Here is a 22,325-nt window from a genome sequence, read left to right on the forward strand (position 1 = left end):
CATCAGCCATCAGGAGTCGGAGTTTCCGAGCGCCATACGGATCAGGTCCTCGGTGTCCATCGCGTCGATCCCGTCGATCGCTCCGGTCGCGTCGGCCTCCTCGGCCGTCGTCTCCCCACCCCCGAGGTTTGCCAGGTCAAGCAGGAGGTCCAGCACGCCGGCGGCCCGGAAGCGGTCCAGCGGGATGGCCGCGAGCGCGGTGCGGATGCGGGTCTCCTCCGGGTCCGCGTCGTCCGCCGCGTCGTCCGGCACCAGCTCGGCCCGCAGGTGGGCGGTGAGCGCGGCGGGCGTCGGGTAGTCGAAGACCAGCGTCGCCGGCAGCTTCAGCCCGGTGGCCGCGTTGAGGCGGTTGCGCAGCTCGACCGCGGTGAGCGAGTCGAAGCCGAGCTCCTTGAACGCGCGGCCCGGCTCCAGCGCAGCCCCGCCGCCGTGGCCGAGGACGGCCGCGACGTGGGTGCCGACCAGGTCGGTCAGCACGGCGTCCCGCTCCTCGCCCGGCAGGGCGGCGAGCCGCTCCGCGAGCGACACCGGACCGGTGGCGGTCCCGCCCGTCGCCGCCGTGCGCCGGCCGGCGCCACGGCGCAGCCCGCGCAGCAGCGGGTCGTCCGCGCCGTCCGAGAGGAGCTTCGCGAAGTCGAGGCGCATCGGCGAGAGCACCGGGCGGCCCGACGCGTGGGCCGCGTCGAACAGCGCCATGCCCAGGTCCGCCGTGAGCGGCAGCATGCCGCCGCGCTCCATCCGCTGGACGTCGGCCTCGGTGAGGTGGCCGGTGATGCCGCTGCGCTGCTCCCAGAAGCCCCACTGGAGGGAGACTCCGGCGAGCCCCCTGGCCCGGCGGTGCTGGGCGAGGGCGTCGAGGAAGGTGTTGCCCGCGACGTAGTTGCCCTGCCCGGCCTCGCCGAACATGGCGGCGGCCGAGGAGAAGAGCACGAAGGCCGCCAGGCCCATGGACTCCGTCAGCTCGTGCAGGTGGAGCGCCGCGTCGACCTTGGGACGCAACACCCGGCCGAGCCGCTCCGGGCTGAGCGAGCCGATCGTGGCGTCGTCGATCACACCTGCGGTGTGGACGACGGCCGTGAGCGGGTGCTCGGCCGGAACCGACTTCAGCAGGGCCTCGACCGCCGAACGGTCCGTCACGTCGCAGGCGACGACCTCGACCCGGGCGCCGAGCCCGGTGAGCTCGGCCACCAGCTCGGGGGCGCCCTCGGCGTCGAGACCGCGCCGGCTGGTCAGCACGAGGTTGCGCAGCCCGTGCCCGGTGACCAGGTGGCGGGCCACCAGGGCACCGAGGGTGCCGGTGCCGCCGGTGATCAGCGCGGTGCCGGCGCGGTCCAGCTCGGCCGGGACGGCGGTGCCCACCCCGACGACCGGGACCCTGGCCAGCCTGCGGGCCGACACCCGGGTGCCGCGCACCGCCAGCTCGGGCTCCCCGGTGGCGAGGGCCGCCGCCAGCAGCTCGGCGGTCAGCTCGTTGCTGCGCACGTCCAGCAGGACGAGCCGGTCCGGGTTCTCGCGCTGCGCCGAGCGGAGCAGGCCCCACACGGCGGCGTGCGCCAGGTCGGTCACGTCCTCGTCCGGCCCGGTGGCCGTGGCGCCCTGGGTCACGACGACCAGGCGCGAGTCCGCGAACCGCTCCTCGGCCAGCCACTCCTGGACGAGACCGAGGGCCCCGTACAGCGCGGTGTGGGTCTCCCGCACGAGTTCGGACGCGTCCCCGCGGTTGGGCGTCGCCGAGCCCAGCGGCACGAACACCAGCTCGGGCACGGCCTCCTCGGCCGCGATCTCCGCCGGCTCCGAGTACCAGGTGACCTCGTCGAACGGCAGGCCGCAGGTGTCGCCGCCGAGCACCGCCCAGTCGGCACCGGCACCGGCGTTCCCGCCGGTGGCCGGGGCGAGCGGCAGCGCCGCCCACTCCGACTGGAACAGCGACTCGTGGAAGCCGGTACGGCCTGCGGCCAGGCCCTCGGCGGTCACCGGGCGGCGCTCCAGCGAGGCGACGGCCGCCACGGGCGCGCCCGCGCCGTCGGCGATCTGCACCGACAGGGCCTCCGTTCCCTCACCGCCGCGGACGATGCGCACCCGCAGCAGCGAGGCGCCGGTGGCGAACAGCGTCAGGCCGTTCCAGGCGGCGGGAAGGGCGATCCGGCCGTCGGCCGCGGTGAACGCGTCCAGCAGCACGGGGTGCAGGGCCGCGTCGAGCAGTGCCGGGTGAACGCCGAAGCCGTCGACCGCCACGCCCTCGGGGAGGGCGACCTCGGCGAACAGCTCGTCGCCACGGCGCCAGGCGGCCCGCAGGCCCTGGAACACCGGGCCGTGAACGGCGCCGAGGCCGGCGAGATCGGCGTACACGCCGTCGGTCTCGATCACCTCGGCGTCCTTCGGCGGCCAGGCCGCCAGGTCGAACCCGGCCGCCGGAGCGGCCCCGGTCAGCGCGCCCTCGGCGTGCCGCGTCCACGGCGTGCCCGCCTCCGCGTCGTCCGGCTGCGAGAAGACCGCCACCCGACGGCGCCCGTCCGGGCCGGCCGGGTCGACCGTCACCCGCACGGCGACACCGCCACGCTCGGGCAGCACCAGCGGCGCCTGCACGGCCAGCTCCGCGACGGTGCCGGAGCCGACCTGGTCGGCGGCGTGCACCGCCAGCTCGGCCAGCACCGACCAGGGCAGCAGCGCCGCGCCCAGCACGGTGTGATCGGCCAGCCAAGCGTGCGACTGGAGGGAGAGCCGGCCGGTGAGGACCACCGTGTCCGACTCCGGCAGTGTGATCGCCGCACCGAGCAGCGGGTGCCCGGTCGCGGCCTGGCCGAGACCGGTGGCGCTGCCGAGCGTGGCGACGGGCTCCAGCCAGAAGCGCTCGTGCTGGAAGGCGTACGTCGGCAGGTCGATGCGGCGTGCGCCGTGACCGGCGAAGACGGCCTCCCAGTCGAGTGCGGCGCCGTGGGCGTGGAGGCCGGTGACGGCCTGGGTGAAGGACAGCGCCTCCGGGCGGTCCTTGCGCAGGACCGGGGCGAAGTGGCCGTCCGTGATCTCCTGCGCCAGAGCCGACAGGGTGCCGTCCGGACCCAGCTCCAGGAAGTCGGTGACGCCCTGCTCCGCCAGGTAGGCGATGCCGTCGGCGAACCGGACCGCCTGACGGACGTGGCGCACCCAGTACTCGGGGGACGTCAGCTCGGTCGCCGGCTCGCCGGTCACGTTGGAGACGACGGCGAACTTCGGCTCGGAGTAGGTGAGTTCGGAAGCCACCGCGTGGAACTCGGCCAGCATCGGCTCCATCCGCGGCGAGTGGAACGCGTGGCTCACCCGCAGCTGACGGCCCTTGCGACCCTCGCTCTTCCAGTGCTCCAGCACCTCAAGGACGGCAGCCTCGTCACCCGAAACCACCACCGACGACGGGCCGTTGACCGCCGCCACGGCGATCTCGGCTTCCCGCCCGGCCAGCAGCGGCAGCACCTCGGCCTCGGTCGCCTGGATCGCCGCCATCGTGCCGCCTGTGGGCAGCGCCTGCATCAGGCGGCCACGCGCCTCGACCAGCTTCGCGGCATCGTCCAGGGAAAGGACCCCGGCGACGTGGGCTGCCGCGATCTCACCGACCGAGTGACCGACCAGGAAGTCGGGCTTCAGACCCCACGACTCGACCAGACGGAACAGTGCGACCTCGATCGCGAACAGCGCCGCCTGCGTGTAAGCCGTCTGATCCAGCAGCTCCGAAGCCTCGAACACCACGTCCCTCAAAGGGAATTCGAACCTGGCACATACTTCGTCGAAGGCGGCGGCAAAGATCGGGAAGGCCTCGTACAGTCCCCGGCCCATGCCGGTCCGCTGGCTCCCCTGGCCGGTGAACAGGAACGCCAGACGACCACGCGTCGCCGTCCCGCCGGACACCTCACCGCTCGCCAGACCTGCCAGCCCGGCCAGCAGCTCCTCCCGGCTCGCACCCGCGACCACCGCACGCTGCTCGAACCGAGCGCGCGACACCGCCAGCGAGTACCCGACGTCCGCGAGCGACAACTCCGGCCGCTCCCCGACGAAGGACGCCAGCCGCGCCGCCTGGTCCCGCAGTGCGGCCTCGGTCCTGCCCGACACCACCCACGACACCGGAGCGGTGACGGTGGCCTCCGCCACCTCGACCGGCGCACCGTCCGGAGCCTGCTCCAGGATCACGTGCGCGTTGGTGCCACCGATACCGAAGGAGGAGACGGCGGAACGCCGGGCCCGGTCCACCGCCGGCCACGCGCGGGCCTCGGTCAGCAGCTCCACCGAGCCGGCCGACCAGTCGACCTCGGGGGTCGGCTCGTCCACGTGCAGGGTCTGCGGCAGGTAGCCCTCCCGCATCGCCATGACCATCTTGATCACGCCGGCGACGCCCGAAGCGGCCTGGCTGTGGCCGAGGTTGGACTTCACCGAGCCCAGCCAGAGCGGCTCGCCGCCCTCACGGCCCTGCCCGTACGTGGCGATCAGCGCCTGCGCCTCGATCGGGTCGCCCAGTCGGGTCCCCGTCCCGTGTGCCTCCACCACGTCCACCTCGGTGGCCGCCAGCCCGGCACCCGCCAGCGCCTGGCGGATCACCCGCTGCTGCGACGGACCGTTCGGCGCCGTCAGGCCGTTCGACGCACCGTCCTGGTTGACGGCCGAACCCCGCACCACCGCAAGCACCTTGTGCCCGTTCCGGCGCGCGTCCGACAGCCGCTCCACGAGCAGCATGCCGACACCCTCGGCCCAGCCCGTCCCGTCGGCGGCTGCCGCGAAGGCCTTGATCCGGCCGTCGGGCGCCAGCCCGCGCTGCCGCGAGAAGTCCACGAAGGTCTCCGGCGTCGCCATGACCGTCACGCCGCCGACCAGGGCGAGCGCGCACTCCCGCTGACGCAGCGACTGCACCGCCAGGTGCAGGGCCACCAGCGAGGACGAGCACGCCGTGTCCACCGACACCGCCGGGCCCTCCAGGCCCAGGGTGTAGGAGATCCGGCCGGAGGCCACGCTGCCCGAGTTGCCGGTGCCGAGGTAGCCCTCCAGGCCCTCCGGCGCGGCGTCCCGGCCCGCGTAGTAGTCCGAGCTCATGACACCGGCGAACACGCCGGTCTGGCTGCCGCGCACCGACACCGGGTCGATCCCGGCGTCCTCCAGCGCTTCCCACGACGCCTCCAGCAGCAGGCGCTGCTGCGGGTCGGTGGCCAGCGCCTCGCGCGGCGAGATCCCGAAGAACGCCGGGTCGAAGTCGCCCGCGCTCTCCAGGAAGCCGCCGACCCGCGCGTAGGTCGTGCCGGCCCGGTCGGGGTCGGCGTCGAAGAGGGTGTCCAGGTCCCAGCCACGGTCGGTCGGGAAGTCCGTCAGGCCCTCCCGGCCCGCGAGGAGCAGCTGCCACAGCTCTTCGGGCGAACCGGCGCCGCCCGGGTAGCGGCAGCTCATGCCGACGATCACGATCGGGTCATCGGCCGCCGGGGTGACGGCCACGGCCTCGACGGTGACCGCCGCCTGGTCGTCCCCGTCGCCGAGCACCTCCGCGCGGACGAACTCCACCAGCGCGGCCGGCGTCGGGTAGTCGAACACCAGCGTGGCCGGGAGGCGCAGGCCGGTGGCGCCGTTGAGCCGGTTGCGCAGCTCGACGGCGGTCAGCGAGTCGAAGCCCAGTTCCTTGAACGGCCGGCCGACCTCGACGGTGTGCGCCCCGCCATGGCCGAGCACCGCCGCGACGTGGGTCTGCACCAGGGTGAGCAGCGCCGCGTCCCGCTCGCCGGAGGTCAGTGCGGCCAGGCGCGTCGCCAGGTCCGAACCGCCCACCGCGGGCCCGGTGCGGACGGTGCGGCGCGCGGGGGCGCCGACCAGCCGGTGCAGCAGCGCGGGCACCGGGGCGCCCTGGGCGCGCAGCCCGGTGATGTCCAGCGGGATCGGGACGAGGGTCGGCTCGGTGCCGCGCACGGCGGCGTCGAACATCGCGAGCCCCAGCTCCGAGGGGAGCGGGATGGTACCGGCCCGCCGCATGCGTTCGAGGTCGGCCTGCGAGAGGTGACCGGTGATGCCGCTGCGCTGCTCCCAGAAGCCCCAGGCCAGCGAGGTCGCGGCCAGGCCCCGCGAACGGCGGTACGAGGCGAGCGCGTCCAGGAAGGTGTTCGCCGCCGCGTAGTTCCCCTGGCCGGCCTCGCCGAAGACACCGGCGGCGGAGGAGAACAGTGCGAAGACGGACAGGTCCAGCTCGCGGGTCAGCTCGTGCAGGTTGACCGCCGCGTCCACCTTCGGGCGCAGCACCGTGTCGAGCCGCTCGGGAGTGAGCGAGTCGATCACGCCGTCGTCCAGCACACCTGCGGTGTGCACGACGCCGGTGAGCGGGTGCCCGGCGGGGACTGCGGCCAGCAGGGCGGCGAGCGCCTCTCGGTCGGCGGCGTCGCACGCGGCGACCTCCACCTCGGCCGCGCCCAACTCGACCAGCTCGTCCGCCAGTTCCCGCGCACCCTCGGCGGCGAGGCCGCGACGGCTGGTCAGAACGAGGCGGCGGACGCCGTGCTCGGTGACCAGGTGGCGGGCGATCAGGGCGCCGAGCGAGCCGGTGCCACCGGTGATCAGCACCGTGCCGGCCGCGTCGATCACGGCGCCGTTCACGGCGTCGGCGCCGTCGCCGGAACCGGCACGGTCGCCGGTCTCCGGGGCGAAGCGGGCCAGGCGCGGGACAAGGACCTTGCCGCCGCGCAGGGCCACCTGCTCCTCGCCCGTGGCGACGGCGGCCAGCAGCCGGTCGGCGCGCAGGGCGTCGAAGCCGCGGTCGGCGTCGACCAGGACGAAGCGGTCCGGGTTCTCCGCCTGGGCGGAACGCACCAGGCCCCAGACCGGCGCGTTGACCAGGTCCTCGACACCCCCGGCGGCGGCGACCGCGCCGCAGGTGACGAACACCAGGCGCGAGTCGGCGAAGCGCTCCTCGGCCAGCCAGCCCTGCAACAGGCCCAGCGCCCGGTGAACCGCCCCACGGGCCTCGTCCGCCGCGTCCGCACCGGCCGTTCCGGCGACGGCCGGCGGCACGAACACCACGCCCGGCACGGCGCCCGCCTCGGCCAGCTCCGCGAGCCCCGCGAAACCGGTGAATCCGGTACGGCCGGTGGAACCGATCACCGCGGCCGGACCGGCGGCACCCGTCGCCGAGGCCGCGGTCTCCTGCCACTCCACCCGGAACAGCGCGTCGTGGAACTCACCACGCCGGGCCGTCACCAGCTCGTCCGCCGACGCCTCGCGCCAGCCGATCGCCGCCGCCGAGAACACCGGCGAGCCCGACTCGTCCGACGCGTCCAGCGAGCCGCCCGAGAGCCTCACCCGCAGGGCGGTCGCACCGGTGGCGAACAGGGAGACGCCGGTCCACCCGGAGGCGATCCTGGCCGCCTGCCCGTCCAGCGGAAGCACCTGGAGGGCCGCCTCCAGCAGCGCGGGGTGAAGGCCGAAGCCCTCCGCCGACACGCCCTCGGGGAGCACGACCTCGGCGAAGAGGTCGCCAGCGAGCCGCCAGGCGGCCCGGACTCCCGGCAGCTCCGACGCCACCGGCTGGGCACCCTTCGGCGGCCAGACCGACAGGTCGAAGGACTCGGCAGCGACGGAATCGGTCAGCGTGCCGGTCGCGTTGAGCGCCCACGGCTCGTCCGCCTCGGCGTCCTCGGCGCGGGAGAACACCCGCACCGCGTGACCGCCGGCGTCCTCGTCCGCCTGGACGGTCACCCGCAGAGCGACACCACCGCGCTCGGGAAGGACGAGCGGGGCCGGCAGCGTCAGCTCCCGGAGCGCCCCGGCGCCGACTTGGTCACCGGCGTGGATCGCCAGCTCCACCAGCGCCGACGACGGCACCACGCACGCACCCAGCAGCGTGTGCTCGGCAAGCCACGCGTGCGACTGGAGCGACACCCGGCCCGTCAGCAGCACGCCGTCCGAGTCCGGCAGAGCGATCGTCGCGCCCAGCAGCGGGTGCCCGGTCGCGGCCTGGCCCAGACCGGTGGCGTCACCGGTGCCGGAGGACGTCACCTTCAGCCAGAAGTGCTCGTGCTGGAAGGCGTACGTCGGCAGGTCGATGCGGCGCGCGCCGCGACCGGCGAACACGGCCTCCCAGTCCAGTTCGGAGCCACGGGCGTGGAGGCCGGTGACGGCCTGGGTGAAGGACAGCGCCTCCGGGCGGTCCTTGCGCAGGACCGGGGCGAAGTGGCCGTCCGTGATCTCCTGCGCCAGAGCCGACAGGGTGCCGTCCGGACCCAGCTCCAGGAAGTCGGTGACGCCCTGCTCCGCCAGGTAGGCGATGCCGTCGGCGAACCGGACCGCCTGACGGACGTGGCGCACCCAGTACTCGGGGGACGTCAGCTCGGTCGCCGGCTCGCCGGTCACGTTGGAGACGACGGCGAACTTCGGCTCGGAGTAGGTGAGTTCGGACGCCACCGCGCGGAACTCGGCCAGCATCGGCTCCATCCGCGGCGAGTGGAACGCGTGGCTCACCCGCAGCTGACGGCCCTTGCGACCCTCGCTCTTCCAGTGCTCCAGCACCTCAAGGACGGCAGCCTCGTCACCCGAAACCACCACCGACGACGGGCCGTTGACCGCCGCCACGGCGATCTCGGCTTCCCGCCCGGCCAGCAGCGGCAGCACCTCGGCCTCGGTCGCCTGGATCGCCGCCATCGTGCCGCCTGTGGGCAGCGCCTGCATCAGGCGGCCACGCGCCTCGACCAGCTTCGCGGCATCGTCCAGGGAAAGGACCCCGGCGACGTGGGCTGCCGCGATCTCACCGACCGAGTGACCGACCAGGAAGTCGGGCTTCAGACCCCACGACTCGACCAGACGGAACAGCGCAACCTCGATCGCGAACAGCACCGCCTGCGTGTAAGCCGTCTGATCCAGCAGCTCCGAAGCCTCGAACACCACGTCCCTCAACGGGAATTCAAAGCGGGCACACACCTCATCGAAGGCGGCGGCGAACACCGGGAACGCCTCGTACAGCTCCTGACCCATCCCCGTCCGCTGGCTGCCCTGCCCCGTGAACAGGAACGCCAGCTTCCCGTAGGCCGCGGTCTCCGCACCCGACTCACCAGCCGCCAGACCCGCAAGACCCGCAAGCAGCTCCTCCCGGCTCGCACCCGACACCACCGCACGGTGGTCGAAGCGCGCCCGCGACACCGCCAGCGAGAAGCCGACGTCCGCGAGCGACAACTCCGGCCGCTCCCCGACGAAGAACGCCAGCCGCGCGGCCTGGTCCCGCAGCGCGGCCTCGGTCCTGCCCGACACCACCCACGACACCGGAGCGGTGACGGTGGCCTCCGCCACCTCGACCGGCGCGCCGTCCGGAGCCTGCTCCAGGATCACGTGCGCGTTGGTCCCGCTCAGGCCGAACGAGGACACACCGGCCCGGCGCGGACGCCCGACCGCCGGCCAGTCCCGCGCCTCCGTCAGCAGCTCCACCGAACCGGCGGACCAGTCCACCTCGGGTGTGGGCCCGTCGACGTTCAGGGTCTGCGGCAGGTGGCCCTCCTGCATCGCGAAGACCATCTTGATCACGCCGGCGACACCGGCCGCGGCCTGGGTGTGGCCGATGTTGGACTTCACCGAGCCGAGCCAGAGCGGCTCGCCGCCCTCGCGGTCCTGGCCGTAGGTGGCCAGCAGCGCCTGCGCCTCGATCGGGTCGCCCAGACGCGTACCCGTCCCGTGCGCCTCGACCACGTCCACCTCGGTGGCCGCAAGCCCGGCACCCGCCAGCGCCTGCCGGATCACCCGCTGCTGCGACGGACCGTTCGGCGCCGTCAGACCGTTCGACGCACCGTCCTGGTTCACCGCCGAACCCCGCACCACCGCAAGCACCTTGTGCCCGCTGCGCCGCGCGTCGGACAGCCGCTCCACGAGCAGCATGCCCACGCCCTCGCCCCAGTTGGTGCCGTCGGCGGCCGCCGCGAAGGCCTTGATCCGGCCGTCGGAGGCCAGACCGCGCTGCCGCGAGAAGTCCACGAAGGTGTCAGGCCCGGCCATCACGGTGACGCCGCCGACCAGGGCCATCGAGCAGTCGCCCTGCCGCAGCGACTGCACCGCCAGGTGCAGGGCCACCAGCGAGGACGAGCAGGCCGTGTCCACCGACACCGCAGGGCCCTCCAGGCCCAGCGCGTACGAGACGCGGCCGGACGCGACGCTGCCGGAGGTGCCCGTGCTGAGGTAGCCCTCAAGCTCCTCGGGGACGGACTGGAGGCCGGGGAAGTAGTCGGTGGCCATCACACCGGCGAAGACACCGGTCTGGCTGCCCTGAAGCTCGTTCGGATCGATCCCGGCGCTCTCCAGCGCCTCCCAGGCCGCCTCCAGCAGCAGGCGCTGCTGCGGGTCGGTGGCCAGCGCCTCGCGCGGCGAGATCCCGAAGAACGCCGGGTCGAAGTCCCCCGCGCTCTCCAGGAAGCCGCCGACCCGGACGTAGGTCGTGCCGGCCGTGGCCGGGTCCGGGTCGTACAGGCCCTCGACGTCCCAGCCGCGCTCGGCCGGGAACGGCACCAGGCCGTCGCGGCCGTCGGCCACCAGCTGCCACAGCTCCTCGGGGGAGGTCACCCCGCCCGCGAAGCGGCAGCTCATGCCGACGATCACGATCGGGTCCTCGGCGGCGGTGACCATACGGGCGGCGGCCGATGCGACCACCGGGGCCGCGCCGACCACCTCCGCCCGCAGGAAGTCCACCAGGGCGGCGGGCGTCGGGTAGTCGAACACCAGCGTCGCCGGCAGCTTCAGCCCGGTCTCCGCGTTGAGGCGGTTGCGCAGCTCGACCGCGGTGAGCGAGTCGAAGCCCAGCTCCTTGAACGCGCGCTTGGGCGCGATCGCCTCCCCGCCGCTGTGGCCGAGCGCGGCGGCGACGTGCGTACGGACCAGGTCGAACAGCACGCTGTTCTGCTCGTCCTCGGCGAGCCCGGCGAGCCTGCGGCCCAGCGACGAGGAGTCGGCGCGGGCCGCCTTTCCGCTCGCGACGCGGCGGACGGGCGCACCGACCAGACCGTGCAGCAGCCCCGGCAGTGCAGCCGCGCCCTGGCGGCGCAGGGCGGCCAGGTCCAGCGGCATCGGCACCAGCGCGGCCGTGTCGGCCCGGAGAGCGGCGTCGAGCAGCGCCATGCCGAACTCCGAGGAGATCGGCACCATGCCCGAGCGCTTGATCCGCTCCGTGTCGGCCTGCGAGAGGTGCCCGGTGAGGCCGCTGCGCTGCTCCCAGAAGCCCCAGGCCAGCGAGGTCGCGGCCAGGCCCTGCGAGCGGCGGTGTTCCGCCAGCGCGTCCAGGAAGGTGTTCGCCGCCGCGTAGTTGGCCTGACCGGCGTCGCCGAAGACACCGGCGGCGGAGGAGAACAGCACGAAGGCCGTCAGGTCCAGCTCACGGGTCAGCTCGTGCAGGTTGACCGCCGCGTCCACCTTCGGGCGCAGCACCGCCGCGAACCGCTCCGGGGTGAGCGAACCGATCACGCCGTCGTCCAGCACACCGGCCGTGTGCACGACCGCGGTGAGCGGGTACTCGGCGGGGACGGCCGCCAGCAGGGCGGCGAGCGCCTCCCGGTCGGCGGCGTCGCAGGCCGCGACCTCCACCTCGGCGGCGCCCAACTCGACCAGCTCGTCCGCCAGTTCCCGCGCACCCTCGGCGGCGAGACCGCGACGGCTGGTCAGAACGAGGCGGCGGACGCCGTGCTCGGTGACCAGATGGCGCGCGACGAGCGAACCCAGCGCACCCGTACCGCCGGTGACCAGCACCGTGCCGGCCGCGTCCAGCTCGAACCCGCCCTCGGCAACCGGCGTACGGACCAGGCGCGGCACGAAGGCCTTGCCACCGCGCAGGGCCACCTGCTCCTCGCCCGTAGCGACGGCGGCCAGCAGCCGGTCGGCCCCCAGCTCACCGAGACCGCGGTCGGCGTCGACCAGGACGAAGCGGTCCGGGTTCTCCGCCTGAGCGGAACGCACCAGACCCCAGACCGGCGCGTTGACCAGGTCCTCGACACCCCCGGCCACGGCGACCGCGCCACGGGTGACGAACACCAGGCGGGAGTCCGCGAGGCGCTCCTCCGCCAGCCAGGCCTGCACCAGCGCCAGCGCGTCCAGCGCCGACCAGTGGACAGCGGCCACCAGGTCGTCGCCCTCGGACGACGCCACCGGCACGAACACCAGCTCCGGCACCGAGCCGGCCGCGGCCAGCTCCGCCGGTCCGGCGAACGCGGCGCCACCGGCGAGAGCGCCGTCCGCCTCGCCGAGCACCGCCCACGAGGCGGTACCGGCGGCGGGCAGCGCCAGCGCCGACCAGTCCAGCCGGAACAGCGCGTCGCGGAACGCGTCCCCGCCGAGGGCGAGTTCGTCGGCCGTCGGCTCGTGCCAGGACACCGTCTCAACAGCGAGGACGGGCTCGCCCGAGGCGTCCACGGCGATCAGCGAGCCGCCCGAGAGCCGCACCCGCAGGGCGGTCGCACCGGTGGCGAAGAGGGAGACACCGGTCCACCCGGAGGCGATCCTGACCGCCTGCCCGTCCAGCGGCAGCACCTGGAGAGCAGCGTCCAGCAGCGCGGGGTGAAGGCCGAAGCCCTCCGCCGGCACGCCCTCGGGAAGCTCGACCTCCGCGTAGTGGGCGTCGCCGAGCTGCCAGGCCGCGCGCACCCCCTGGAAGGCCGGGCCGTAGGCCAGACCCGCCTGTGCGAGGCGCCCGTACAGCGACTCCACGTCCACCTCGCGCGCGCCCTGCGGCGGCCAGACCGACAGGTCGATCCCGACCGCCGGCGCGCCGCCGCTCACCCGGCCGGTCGCGTGGCACACCCACGGCTCGTCGATCCCGGCCGCCTCGTCGCGGGAGTAGACCGCGACCGGACGGAAGCCCTCCTCGTCGGCGCCGTCCACGGCCACCCGCAGGGCAACTCCGCCCTGCTCGGGCAGAACGAGCGGGGCCTGGAGCGTCAGCTCCCGCAGGGCTCCGGCACCGACCTGGTCACCGGCGGCCGTCGCCAGCTCCACGAAGACCGAACCGGGCACCACGGCGGCGGACAGCAGTTCGTGATCGGCGAGCCAGGCGTGCGACTGGAGAGAGAGGCGGCCGGTCAGCAGAACCGTTCCGGTGGCCGGCAGGGACACCGCCGCACCGAGGATCGGGTGCTCGACCGAGGTCAGCCCGGCGGGCGCCAGGCTGCCGGTGGGCGCCGTCTGTTCCAGCCAGAAGTGCTGGTGCTGGAAGGCGTACGTCGGCAGGTCGATGCGGCGCGCGCCGCGACCGGCGAACACTCCGTCCCAGTCGAGTTCCGCGCCACTGGCGTGGAGGCCGGTGACGGCCTGGGTGAAGGACAGCGCCTCCGGGCGGTCCTTGCGCAGGACCGGGGCGAACACCGAGTCCTCTGCGTCGGCCAGGACGCCCTGGGCCAGGGCCGACAGAGTGCCGTCCGGGCCCAGCTCCAGGAACGTGGTGACGCCCTGGGCGGCCAAGTAGGTGATGCCGTCGGCGAAGCGGACCGCCTCGCGGACATGCCGCACCCAGTACTCGGGGGACGTCAGCTCGGTCGCCGGCTCGCCGGTCACGTTCGAGACCACGGCGAACTTCGGCTCGGCATAGGTCAGTTGAGCAGCGATGGCGCGGAACTCGGCCAGCATCGGTTCCATGCGCGGCGAGTGGAACGCGTGGCTCACCCGCAGCTGACGACCCCGCCGGCCCTCGGCCTTCCAGTGCTCCAGCACTTCAAGGACGGCGGCCTCGTCGCCCGAAACCACCACCGACGTCGGCCCGTTGACCGCCGCGACGGCGATCTCCGCCTCGCGGCCCGCCAGCAGGGGCAGGATCTCGGCCTCGGTCGCCTCGATGGCGGCCATCGCACCACCCGTGGGCAGGGCCTGCATCAGGCGCCCTCGGGCCTCGACCAACTTCGCGGCGTCGTCCAGGGACAGCACGCCCGCGACGTGGGCGGCGGCGATCTCACCGACAGAGTGGCCCACCAGGAAGTCGGGCTTCAGGCCCCACGACTCCACCAGGCGGAACAGTGCGACCTCGATAGCGAACAGCGCCGCCTGCGTGTAGGCGGTCTGATCCAGCAGCTCCGAAGCCTCGAACACCACGTCCTTCAACGGGAATTCAAAGCGGGCACACACCTCATCGAAGGCGGCGGCGAACACCGGGAAGGCCGCGTACAGCTCACGCCCCATCCCCGCCCGCTGGCTCCCCTGCCCGGTGAACAGGAACGCCAGTGCACCACCGGAGACGACCGACCCCGCGGTCAGCGCGGACAGACCTGCCAGCAGCTCGTCCCGGCTCGCACCCGACACCACCGCACGGTGGTCGAAGTGTGCCCGCGACACCGCCAGCGAGTACCCGACGTCCACCGGCGACAGCTCCGGCCGCTCCCCGACGAAGGACGCCAGCCGCGCGGCCTGGTCCCGCAGCGCGGCCTCGGTCCTGCCCGACAGCACCCACGGCACCGGAGCGGTGACCGTCGCCTCGACGGCCTCCGCCGGCTCCTCCGCCGGAGCCTGCTCCAGCACCACATGCGCGTTGGTGCCGCTGATGCCGAACGAGGACACCGCCGCCCGGCGCGGACGCCCGACCGCCGGCCAGTCCCGGGCCTCGGTCAGCAGCTCCACCGAACCGGCGGACCAGTCCACCTCGGGCGTGGGCGCGTCGACGTTCAGGGTCCGCGGCATGACGCCGTCACGCAGCGCGAGGACCATCTTGATGATGCCCGCCGCCCCGGCAGCGGCCTGGGTGTGGCCGATGTTGGACTTCACCGAGCCCAGCCACAGCGGCTCGCCGCCCTCGCGGTCCTGGCCGTAGGTGGCCAGCAGCGCCTGCGCCTCGATCGGGTCGCCCAGACGGGTACCCGTCCCGTGCGCCTCCACCACGTCCACGTCACCCGTGGCCAGACCCGAGTCGGCCAGCGCCTGCCGGATCACCCGCTGCTGCGACGGACCGTTCGGCGCCGTCAGGCCGTTCGACGCACCGTCCTGGTTGACGGCCGAACCCCGCACCACCGCAAGCACCTTGTGCCCGTTGCGCCGCGCGTCCGACAGCCGCTCCACGAGCAGCATGCCGACACCCTCGCCCCAGATGGTGCCGTCGGCGGCCGCCGCGAAGGCCTTGATCCGGCCGTCCGGCGCCAGCCCGCGCTGCCGCGAGAAGTCCACGAAGGTCTCCGGGGTGGACATGACCGTCACACCACCGGTGAGAACCAGGGAGGACTCACCGCGCCGCAGCGACTGCACGGCCAGGTGCAGGGCCACCAGCGAGGAGGAGCACGCGGTGTCCACCGACACCGCCGGGCCCTCGAAGCCCAGCGCGTACGAGACGCGGCCGGAGGCGACGCTTCCGGAGGTGCCCGTGCTGAGGTAGCCCTCCAGGTCCTCGGGGACGGCCTGGAGGCTCGGGAAGTAGTCGGTGTTCATCACGCCGGCGAACACACCGGTCCGGCTGCCGCGCAGCTCGCTCGGGTCGATCCCGGCGCTCTCCAGCGCCTCCCAGGCCGCCTCCAGCAGCAGGCGCTGCTGCGGGTCCATGGAGAGCGCCTCGCGCGGGGAGATGCCGAAGAACTCGGCGTCGAAGTCGGCCGCGGGGACGAAGCCGCCCTCGCGCACGTACGTCGTGCCGACCCGGGTCGGGTCCGCGTCGAAGATCCCCTCGTTGTCCCAGCCACGGTCGGCCGGGAACGCGGAGAGGCCCTCACCGCCGTCCAGAACCATCCGCCACAGGTCGTCGGGCGAGGCGATGCCGCCCGCGAAGCGGCAGCTCATGCCGACGATCACGATCGGCTCGTCGTCCACGGCGGTGCGGACGACCACCGCGGCGTCCTCGTCGGCGGTCGTGCTGCCGAAGGTCTCGGCGAGCAGGTACTCGACGAGGGCGGTGGGGGTCGGGTAGTCGAAGGTGAGGGTCGCGGGCAGGCGCAGCCCGGTGAGGGAGTTGAGCCGGTTGCGCAGCTCGACCGCGCTCAGCGAGTCGAAGCCCAGCTCCTTGAACGCCCGCTTCGGCTCGATCGCCCGGCCGTCGCCGTGGCCGAGCACGGCCGCGACATGCCCGCGGACGAGGTCCGTCAGAGTGTTCGTCCGCTCGCTGGCGGAGAGTCCGGCGAGCTGGGCGGCGAGGCCGGAGGCGCCGCCGGCCGCGGTGGCGCGACTCGCGACGGCACGGCGGACGGGCGCGCCGACGAGCCCGCGCAGCAGGGCGGGGACGGTGGCGTCGGCGGTGCGGAACGCGGCGAGGTCGAGCACCATCGGGGAGGCGACGGCGAGACCGGCGGACAGCACGGCGTCCAGCAGTCCGAGACCGCGCCCGGTCGGCAGCGGGCTCATGCCCGACCGGCGGATGCGCTCGACGTCCGCGTCCGACAGGCCCTCGGTGATACCGCTGCGCTGCTCCCACAGGCCCCACTGGAGGGCGCTGGCGACCAGGCCGTCCGCGCGGCGCCGGGTGGCGAGCGCGTCCAGGAACGCGTTGGCGGCGGCGTAGTTGCCCTGCCCGGCGTCGCCGAACAGGCCCGCCGAGGACGAGAACAGGACGAAGGCCGTCAGCTCCAGGTCCCGGGTCAGCTCATGCAGGTTGAGCGCCGCGTCCACCTTCGGGCGCAGCACCGCCTCCAGCCGCTCCGGCGACAGCGAGGCCACCAGGCCGTCGTCCAGCACACCGGCCGTGTGCACCACGGCGGTCAGCGGACGGTCCGCCGGAACGGCCCTCAGCAGCTCGGCCAGCGCCTCACGGTCGGCGGCGTCGCAGGCGGCGAACTCCACGCTGGAGGCGCCCAGTTCGAGCAGTTCCTCCGTCAGCTCCTGGGCACCCGCGGCGGCGCCACCGCGGCGGCTGGTCAGCACCACATGCCGCACGCCGTGCTCGACCACAAGGTGGCGGGCCACCAGGCCGCCCAGCGTGCCCGCGCCGGTGACCAGCACCGTCCCGGACGGGTCGAACTCCACCGGCTGTGCCGAAGCGTCCGAGGCAACCCGCACCAGACGCGGCACCATCACCCTGCCGCCACGCACCGCCAACTGCGGCTCACCCGACGACACCGCGCCCGTCAGCCGCTCCCACACCGGCGCGACGTCATCAACGTCCAACAGCGTGAACCGCTCCGGGTTCTCCGACTGCGCCGAACGCACCAGACCCCACACCGGAGCATGAACCAGATCCCCGACACCCTCACCGTCGACCGCGGCCACCGCACCACGCGTCACGAACACCAGCCGCGAACCCGCGAACCGCGCGTCCTCCAACCACTCCCGCACCACACCCAGCGCCCGGACCACAGCCCCGCGCACCACATCCGCCGAAACCGAAGCCGACAGCGGCTCCAACGGGAAGAACACCACACCCGGAACCGACGAACCCAGCCCCGCCAAACCCCCCTCACCCACAACAGCGAAGGAAACCGGACCACCGGAAGCCGTCAGCTCCGACCACTCGACCCGGAACAACGACTCCTCGAAGCCCCCGGCCACCGACAGCTCACCCGCCGGCACCTCACGACGCACCACCGAACGCACCGAGAACACCGGCACACCCGAACCATCCGCCGCCACCACAGCATCGCCCGACACCCGCACCCGCAGCACCGAAGCACCCGACGCGAAGACCGACACCCCCGACCACGACCACCCCGCACCAGGACCCGCCACACCCACAGCCGACTCCATCAGCCCCGGATGAACGACAAACCCCTCCACCGACACACCATCAGCGAGCGCGACCTCGGCGAACAACTCATCACCGACCGACCACACCCCCTCCCCCACAACCCGCCCACCCACCGGCGGCCACACCGACAGATCGAACGCCGGCCCCTCCGAAACCACCGACAACACACCCACCGCATGCACCGCCCAGGCCGCGGAGGCATCCGCCGTCTCCGGACGCGAGAAGACCGCCACGGTCCGCCGGCCGTCGGCATCAGCCGCCTCGACGCTCACCCGCAGCACCACGCCGCCCTGCTCTGGCAGCACCAGCGGCGCGTGGACGGTCAGTTCCTCGACCGTGCCGGCACCGACCTGGTCACCCGCGTGCACCGCCAGCTCCACCAGAGCCGACGACGGCACCACCGCCACACCATGCACCCGGTGCTCACCCAGCCACCCGTGCGACTGCAACGACACCCGACCCGCCAGCACCACACCGTCCGAGCCCGGCAGCACCACCACCGCACCCACCAACGGATGACCGCTCGCCCCCAGCCCCAGGCTGCTCGCGTCCCCGGCCGCCGTAGCCACGTTCAGCCAGTAGTGCTGGTGCTGGAAGGCGTACGTCGGCAGGTCGATGCGCCGCCCGGCGCCCCGGCCGGCGAACACGCCGTCCCAGTCCAGGGCGGCGCCGTGCGCGTGCACGCCCAGGACTGCCTGGGTGAAGGACAGCGCCTCCGGCCGGTCCTTGCGCAGGACCGGGGCGAACAGCGAGTCCTCGGCGTCGGCCAGGACGCCCTGGGCCAGGGCCGACAGGGTACCGTCCGGGCCCAGCTCCAGGAACTTCTTCACTCCCTGCCCGGCGAGGTACGCGACGCCGTCGGCGAAGCGGACCGCCTCACGGACGTGCCGCACCCAGTACTCGGGCGAGGCCAGTTCCTCCGCCGTCGCCAGTTCGCCGGTCACGTTGGAGACGATCGGGATGCGCGGCGCGGAGTAGCCGATCACGCGGGCGTGCCAGCGGAACTCCTCCAGCATGGGCTCCATCCGCGGCGAGTGGAACGCGTGGCTCACCCGCAGCTGACGGCCCTTACGGCCCCGCGCCTTCCAGTGCTCCAGCACCTCCAGCACCGCGGCCTCGTCACCCGAAACCACCACCGACGTCGGCCCGTTGACCGCCGCGACGGCGATCTCCGCCTCACGGCCCGCCAGCAGCGGCAGCACCTCGGCCTCGGTCGCCTCGATGGCCGCCATCGCGCCACCGGCGGGCAGCGCCTGCATCAGCCGGCCACGCGCGGCCACCAGGACGGCGGCGTCCTCCAGCGAGAACACCCCGGCCACGTGCGCGGCGGCCAGTTCGCCGACCGAGTGGCCGACCAGGAAGTCCGGGGTCAGCCCCCAGGACTCGACCAGGCGGAACAGCGACACCTCGACGGCGAACAGCGCCGCCTGGGTGTACGCGGTCTGGTCCAGCAGCTCCGACCCGTCGAAGACCAGGTCCTTCAGCGGCGCGTCGAGGTGCAGGTCCAGGTAGGAGCACACCTCGTCGAAGGCCGCAGCGAACACCGGGAACGCCTCGTACAGCTCCCGGCCCATGCCGGTCCGCTGGCTGCCCTGCCCGGTGAACAGGAACGCCAGCGCACTGCTGGAGGCGACCGAGCCCGCGGTGTCCCCGGCGGCCACCGCCGCGAGGCCCGCGAGCAGTTCGTCGCGGTCCGCGCCGGAGACGACCGCCCGGTGCTCGAAGCGGGAGCGCGACAGCGCCAGCGAGTGGCCGACGTCCACCGGCGACAGCTCCGGCCGGCCCCCGACGAAGGACGCCAGGCGCGCGGCCTGATCGCGCAGCGCCGCCTCCGACTTGCCCGACACCACCCACGGCACCGGAGCGGTGACCGTCGCCTCGACGGCTTCCGCCGGCTCCTCCGCCGGAGCCTGCTCCAGCACCACGTGCGCGTTGGTGCCGCTCATGCCGAACGACGAGACGCCGGCCCGGCGCGGACGCCCGGCCTCCGGCCACTGCCGCGCCTCGGTCAGCAGCTCCACCGCGCCCGCCGACCAGTCGACGTGCGGCGACGGCTGCCCCGCGTGCAGGGTCTGCGGCAGCACGCCGTTGCGCAGCGCCAGGACCATCTTGACGACACCGGCGACACCGGCCGCGGCCTGGGTGTGGCCGACGTTGGACTTCAGCGAGCCGAGCCAGAGCGGCTCGCCGCCCTCACGCCGCTGACCGTACGTCGAAAGCAGCGCCTGGACCTCGATCGGGTCGCCCAGCCGGGTACCCGTGCCGTGGCCCTCGACGGCGTCGATGTCGGCCGGGGCGAGGCCGGCGTCCGCGAGGGCGCGGCGGATGACGCGCTGCTGGGCGAGGCCGCTGGGGGCGGTGAGGCCGTTGGAGGCGCCGTCGGAGTTGATGGCGCTGCCCTTGACGAGCGCGAGCACCCGGTGGCCGTTGCGGCGCGCGTCGGAGAGGCGCTCCAGCACCAGGATGCCGGCGCCCTCGCCCCAGCCGGTGCCGTCGGCGTCGGCGGAGTAGGCGCGGCAGCGGCCGTCCTCGGAGAGACCGCGCTGGCGGCTGAAGGCGAGGAAGCCGCCGGGGCTGGACATGACGGCGGCGCCGCCGGCGACGGCCAGCGGGCAGTCACCGCGGCGCAGGGCCTGGACGGCGAGGTGGAGGGCGACGAGCGAGCCGGAGCACGCGGTGTCGACGGTGATCGTGGGGCCTTCGAAGGCGAAGGTGTAGGCGAGGCGGCCGGAGGCGACGCTGGCGGCGTTGCCGGTGAGCAGGTAGCCCTCCAGGCCGTCGGCGGCGTCGGACAGGCGCGGCCCGTACTCCTGGTTCTCCACGCCGACGTAGACGCCGGTCTGGCTGCCGCGGGCGGCCCTGGGGTCGATGCCGGCGTTCTCCAGGGCCTCCCAGGTGCTCTCCAGGAGGAGGCGCTGCTGCGGGTCCATGCCGAGCGCCTCGCGCGGCGAGACGCCGAAGAAGTCGGCGTCGAACTCGCCCGCCCCGTGCAGGAATCCGCCCTGGCGGGTGTAGGTCTTGCCGCCGTCGTCCGGGTCCGGGGAGTACAGGTCGTCGAGGTCCCAGCCGCGGCTGGTGGGGAACCCGGAGATGGCGTCGCGGCCCTCGGCGAGGAGCCGCCAGAGGTCGTCCGGGGTGTCGACGCCGCCGGGCAGCCGCACGGCCATGCCGACGATGGCGATCGGCTCGTCATCGTCGGCGGCGGCCGGGAGCGGCTCGTCCGCGGGGCTGTCGCCGGTGCCGGAGAGCAGGCGGCGCAGCTCGCGCGCGAGCGCCCGTGGGGTGGGGTGGTCGAAGGGCAGGGTGACGGGCACCGCCAGTCCGGTGGCGGCGACCAGGCGGCGGTGGAACTCGACGGCGGCGAGCGAGTGGAAGCCGAGTTCGAGGAAGGAGCTCTCGGGGTCGATCTCGCTCGGCTCACCGCGGTCCGTGCCGCTGAGCACGTCCCTGACCAGACCGGTGACGAAGGCGAGCAGGTGGCGTTCCTGCTCCGGACCGGTCAGTTCAGGCTGCGAACGGAATTCTCCGGGCTGGCCTACCATCGCTCGCTCCACCACTCTGCCGACACGGCTGTTCTGGGCTGTACAGGGCTGTTCAAGGAAAAACCGGACGTGACGCGAGAGTAGGTCGCCGCCGAGCGGCGCCCACACCCCTACGCACCCCTTTCGCCGGGCGGCGAACCAGTGGGGTTCCGGCGGGATTCCGGTGGGGTTCCGGCGCCGGCCCCCCGTGATTCCGGCGCTGTTCCGGTGGGGTTCCGGCACGGTCGCGGCACGCTTCCGGCGCGGAATCCGAAGGGCGCGGGACCGCCGCCGGATTCAGCGCTTGGCCGGCCTCAGCGCGGCCCGCAGGACGCTCTTCGGGTCGACCGCGACGACGTCGAAGTTCCGCGTGGTGCACTGCACCCGGCGGAACAGGTTCTCGGGACCGGTGATGTAGAGCTTGCGCACCCCGAGGCCGAGCAGCGAGTCGACGACGTCGGGCCAGCGGATCCCCTTGTCGAAGGTGTCGAGCATCATGGTGCGCATCCGGTCGGCGGTGGTCACCCGGCTGCCGTCCTGGTCGGCGATGACGGTCTGGGCCGGGGCGCCGATCTCGTAGCGGGAGAACACCTCCTCCTCGGCCCTGCGGCGCAGTCCGTCGAAGGCCTCGGCGTGCACCGGCGGGCGCATCGTGTACATCGAGTAGCCGCCCATGGCGCCGATGGCCTTCGTGAGGCCTTCGAGGAGGTGCTCCCGGACGGAGAGCATGTAGAAGCCCTCGTCCAGCCGGCCGGACACGTCGTACCACTCGCCGTCGGCGGTGAGCCCGTCGAGGTATTCCCTGAAGTCATCCTCGGGAACGCGCACGAAGGAGTGGGTCACCACGTCGGTGTGTTCGGTGGCGAAGAACTCCTGCTCGCAGCGGGCGAGTTCGGCGGTCATCCGGACCACGTCGGGATAGTCCATGGCACCGGTCCAGGCGGCCGCGGCCTTCTGCCCGAAGCTCGGTCCCGCGACGTAGTCGGCACGCATTCCCATGACGTCCTCGGCCCGGTCGGCCAGCGCCAGGGAGTTGACCAGGAAGGCCACCTGGGTGTATTCGGAGTAGTCGTCGTCGGCCGCGTAGAAGCGGTCGAGCAGCGAGTAGCCCAGGGCCCGGTCCGCGTCGGCTATCCGCCGGCGCGCGTATCTGTCGAGAACCATGAACTTGCCGACCGTGGAAAAGCTTGACGGCCCCATTCCAGGAAATACGA

Annotated in this window: 2 protein-coding genes; both read right to left on the minus strand. The window is 73.7% G+C overall.

Going from position 1 to position 22,325, the window contains the following annotated elements; all coding sequences use genetic code 11:
- Positions 1–9: 9 nt before the first annotated feature.
- On the minus strand, positions 10–21,147 hold the full coding sequence (locus tag BU198_RS37500) for an SDR family NAD(P)-dependent oxidoreductase (RefSeq protein ID WP_411293281.1): 21,138 nt from the start codon (positions 21,145–21,147) through the stop codon (positions 10–12).
- A gap of 261 nt (positions 21,148–21,408) precedes the next feature.
- Positions 21,409–22,275, minus strand: coding sequence for an ACP S-malonyltransferase (locus tag BU198_RS37505; protein WP_223245480.1), 867 nt, complete (start codon positions 22,273–22,275; stop codon positions 21,409–21,411).
- Positions 22,276–22,325 lie beyond the last annotated feature (50 nt).

This window comes from Streptomyces sp. CBMA156, assembly GCF_014596515.1.
Classification (GTDB): domain Bacteria; phylum Actinomycetota; class Actinomycetes; order Streptomycetales; family Streptomycetaceae; genus Kitasatospora.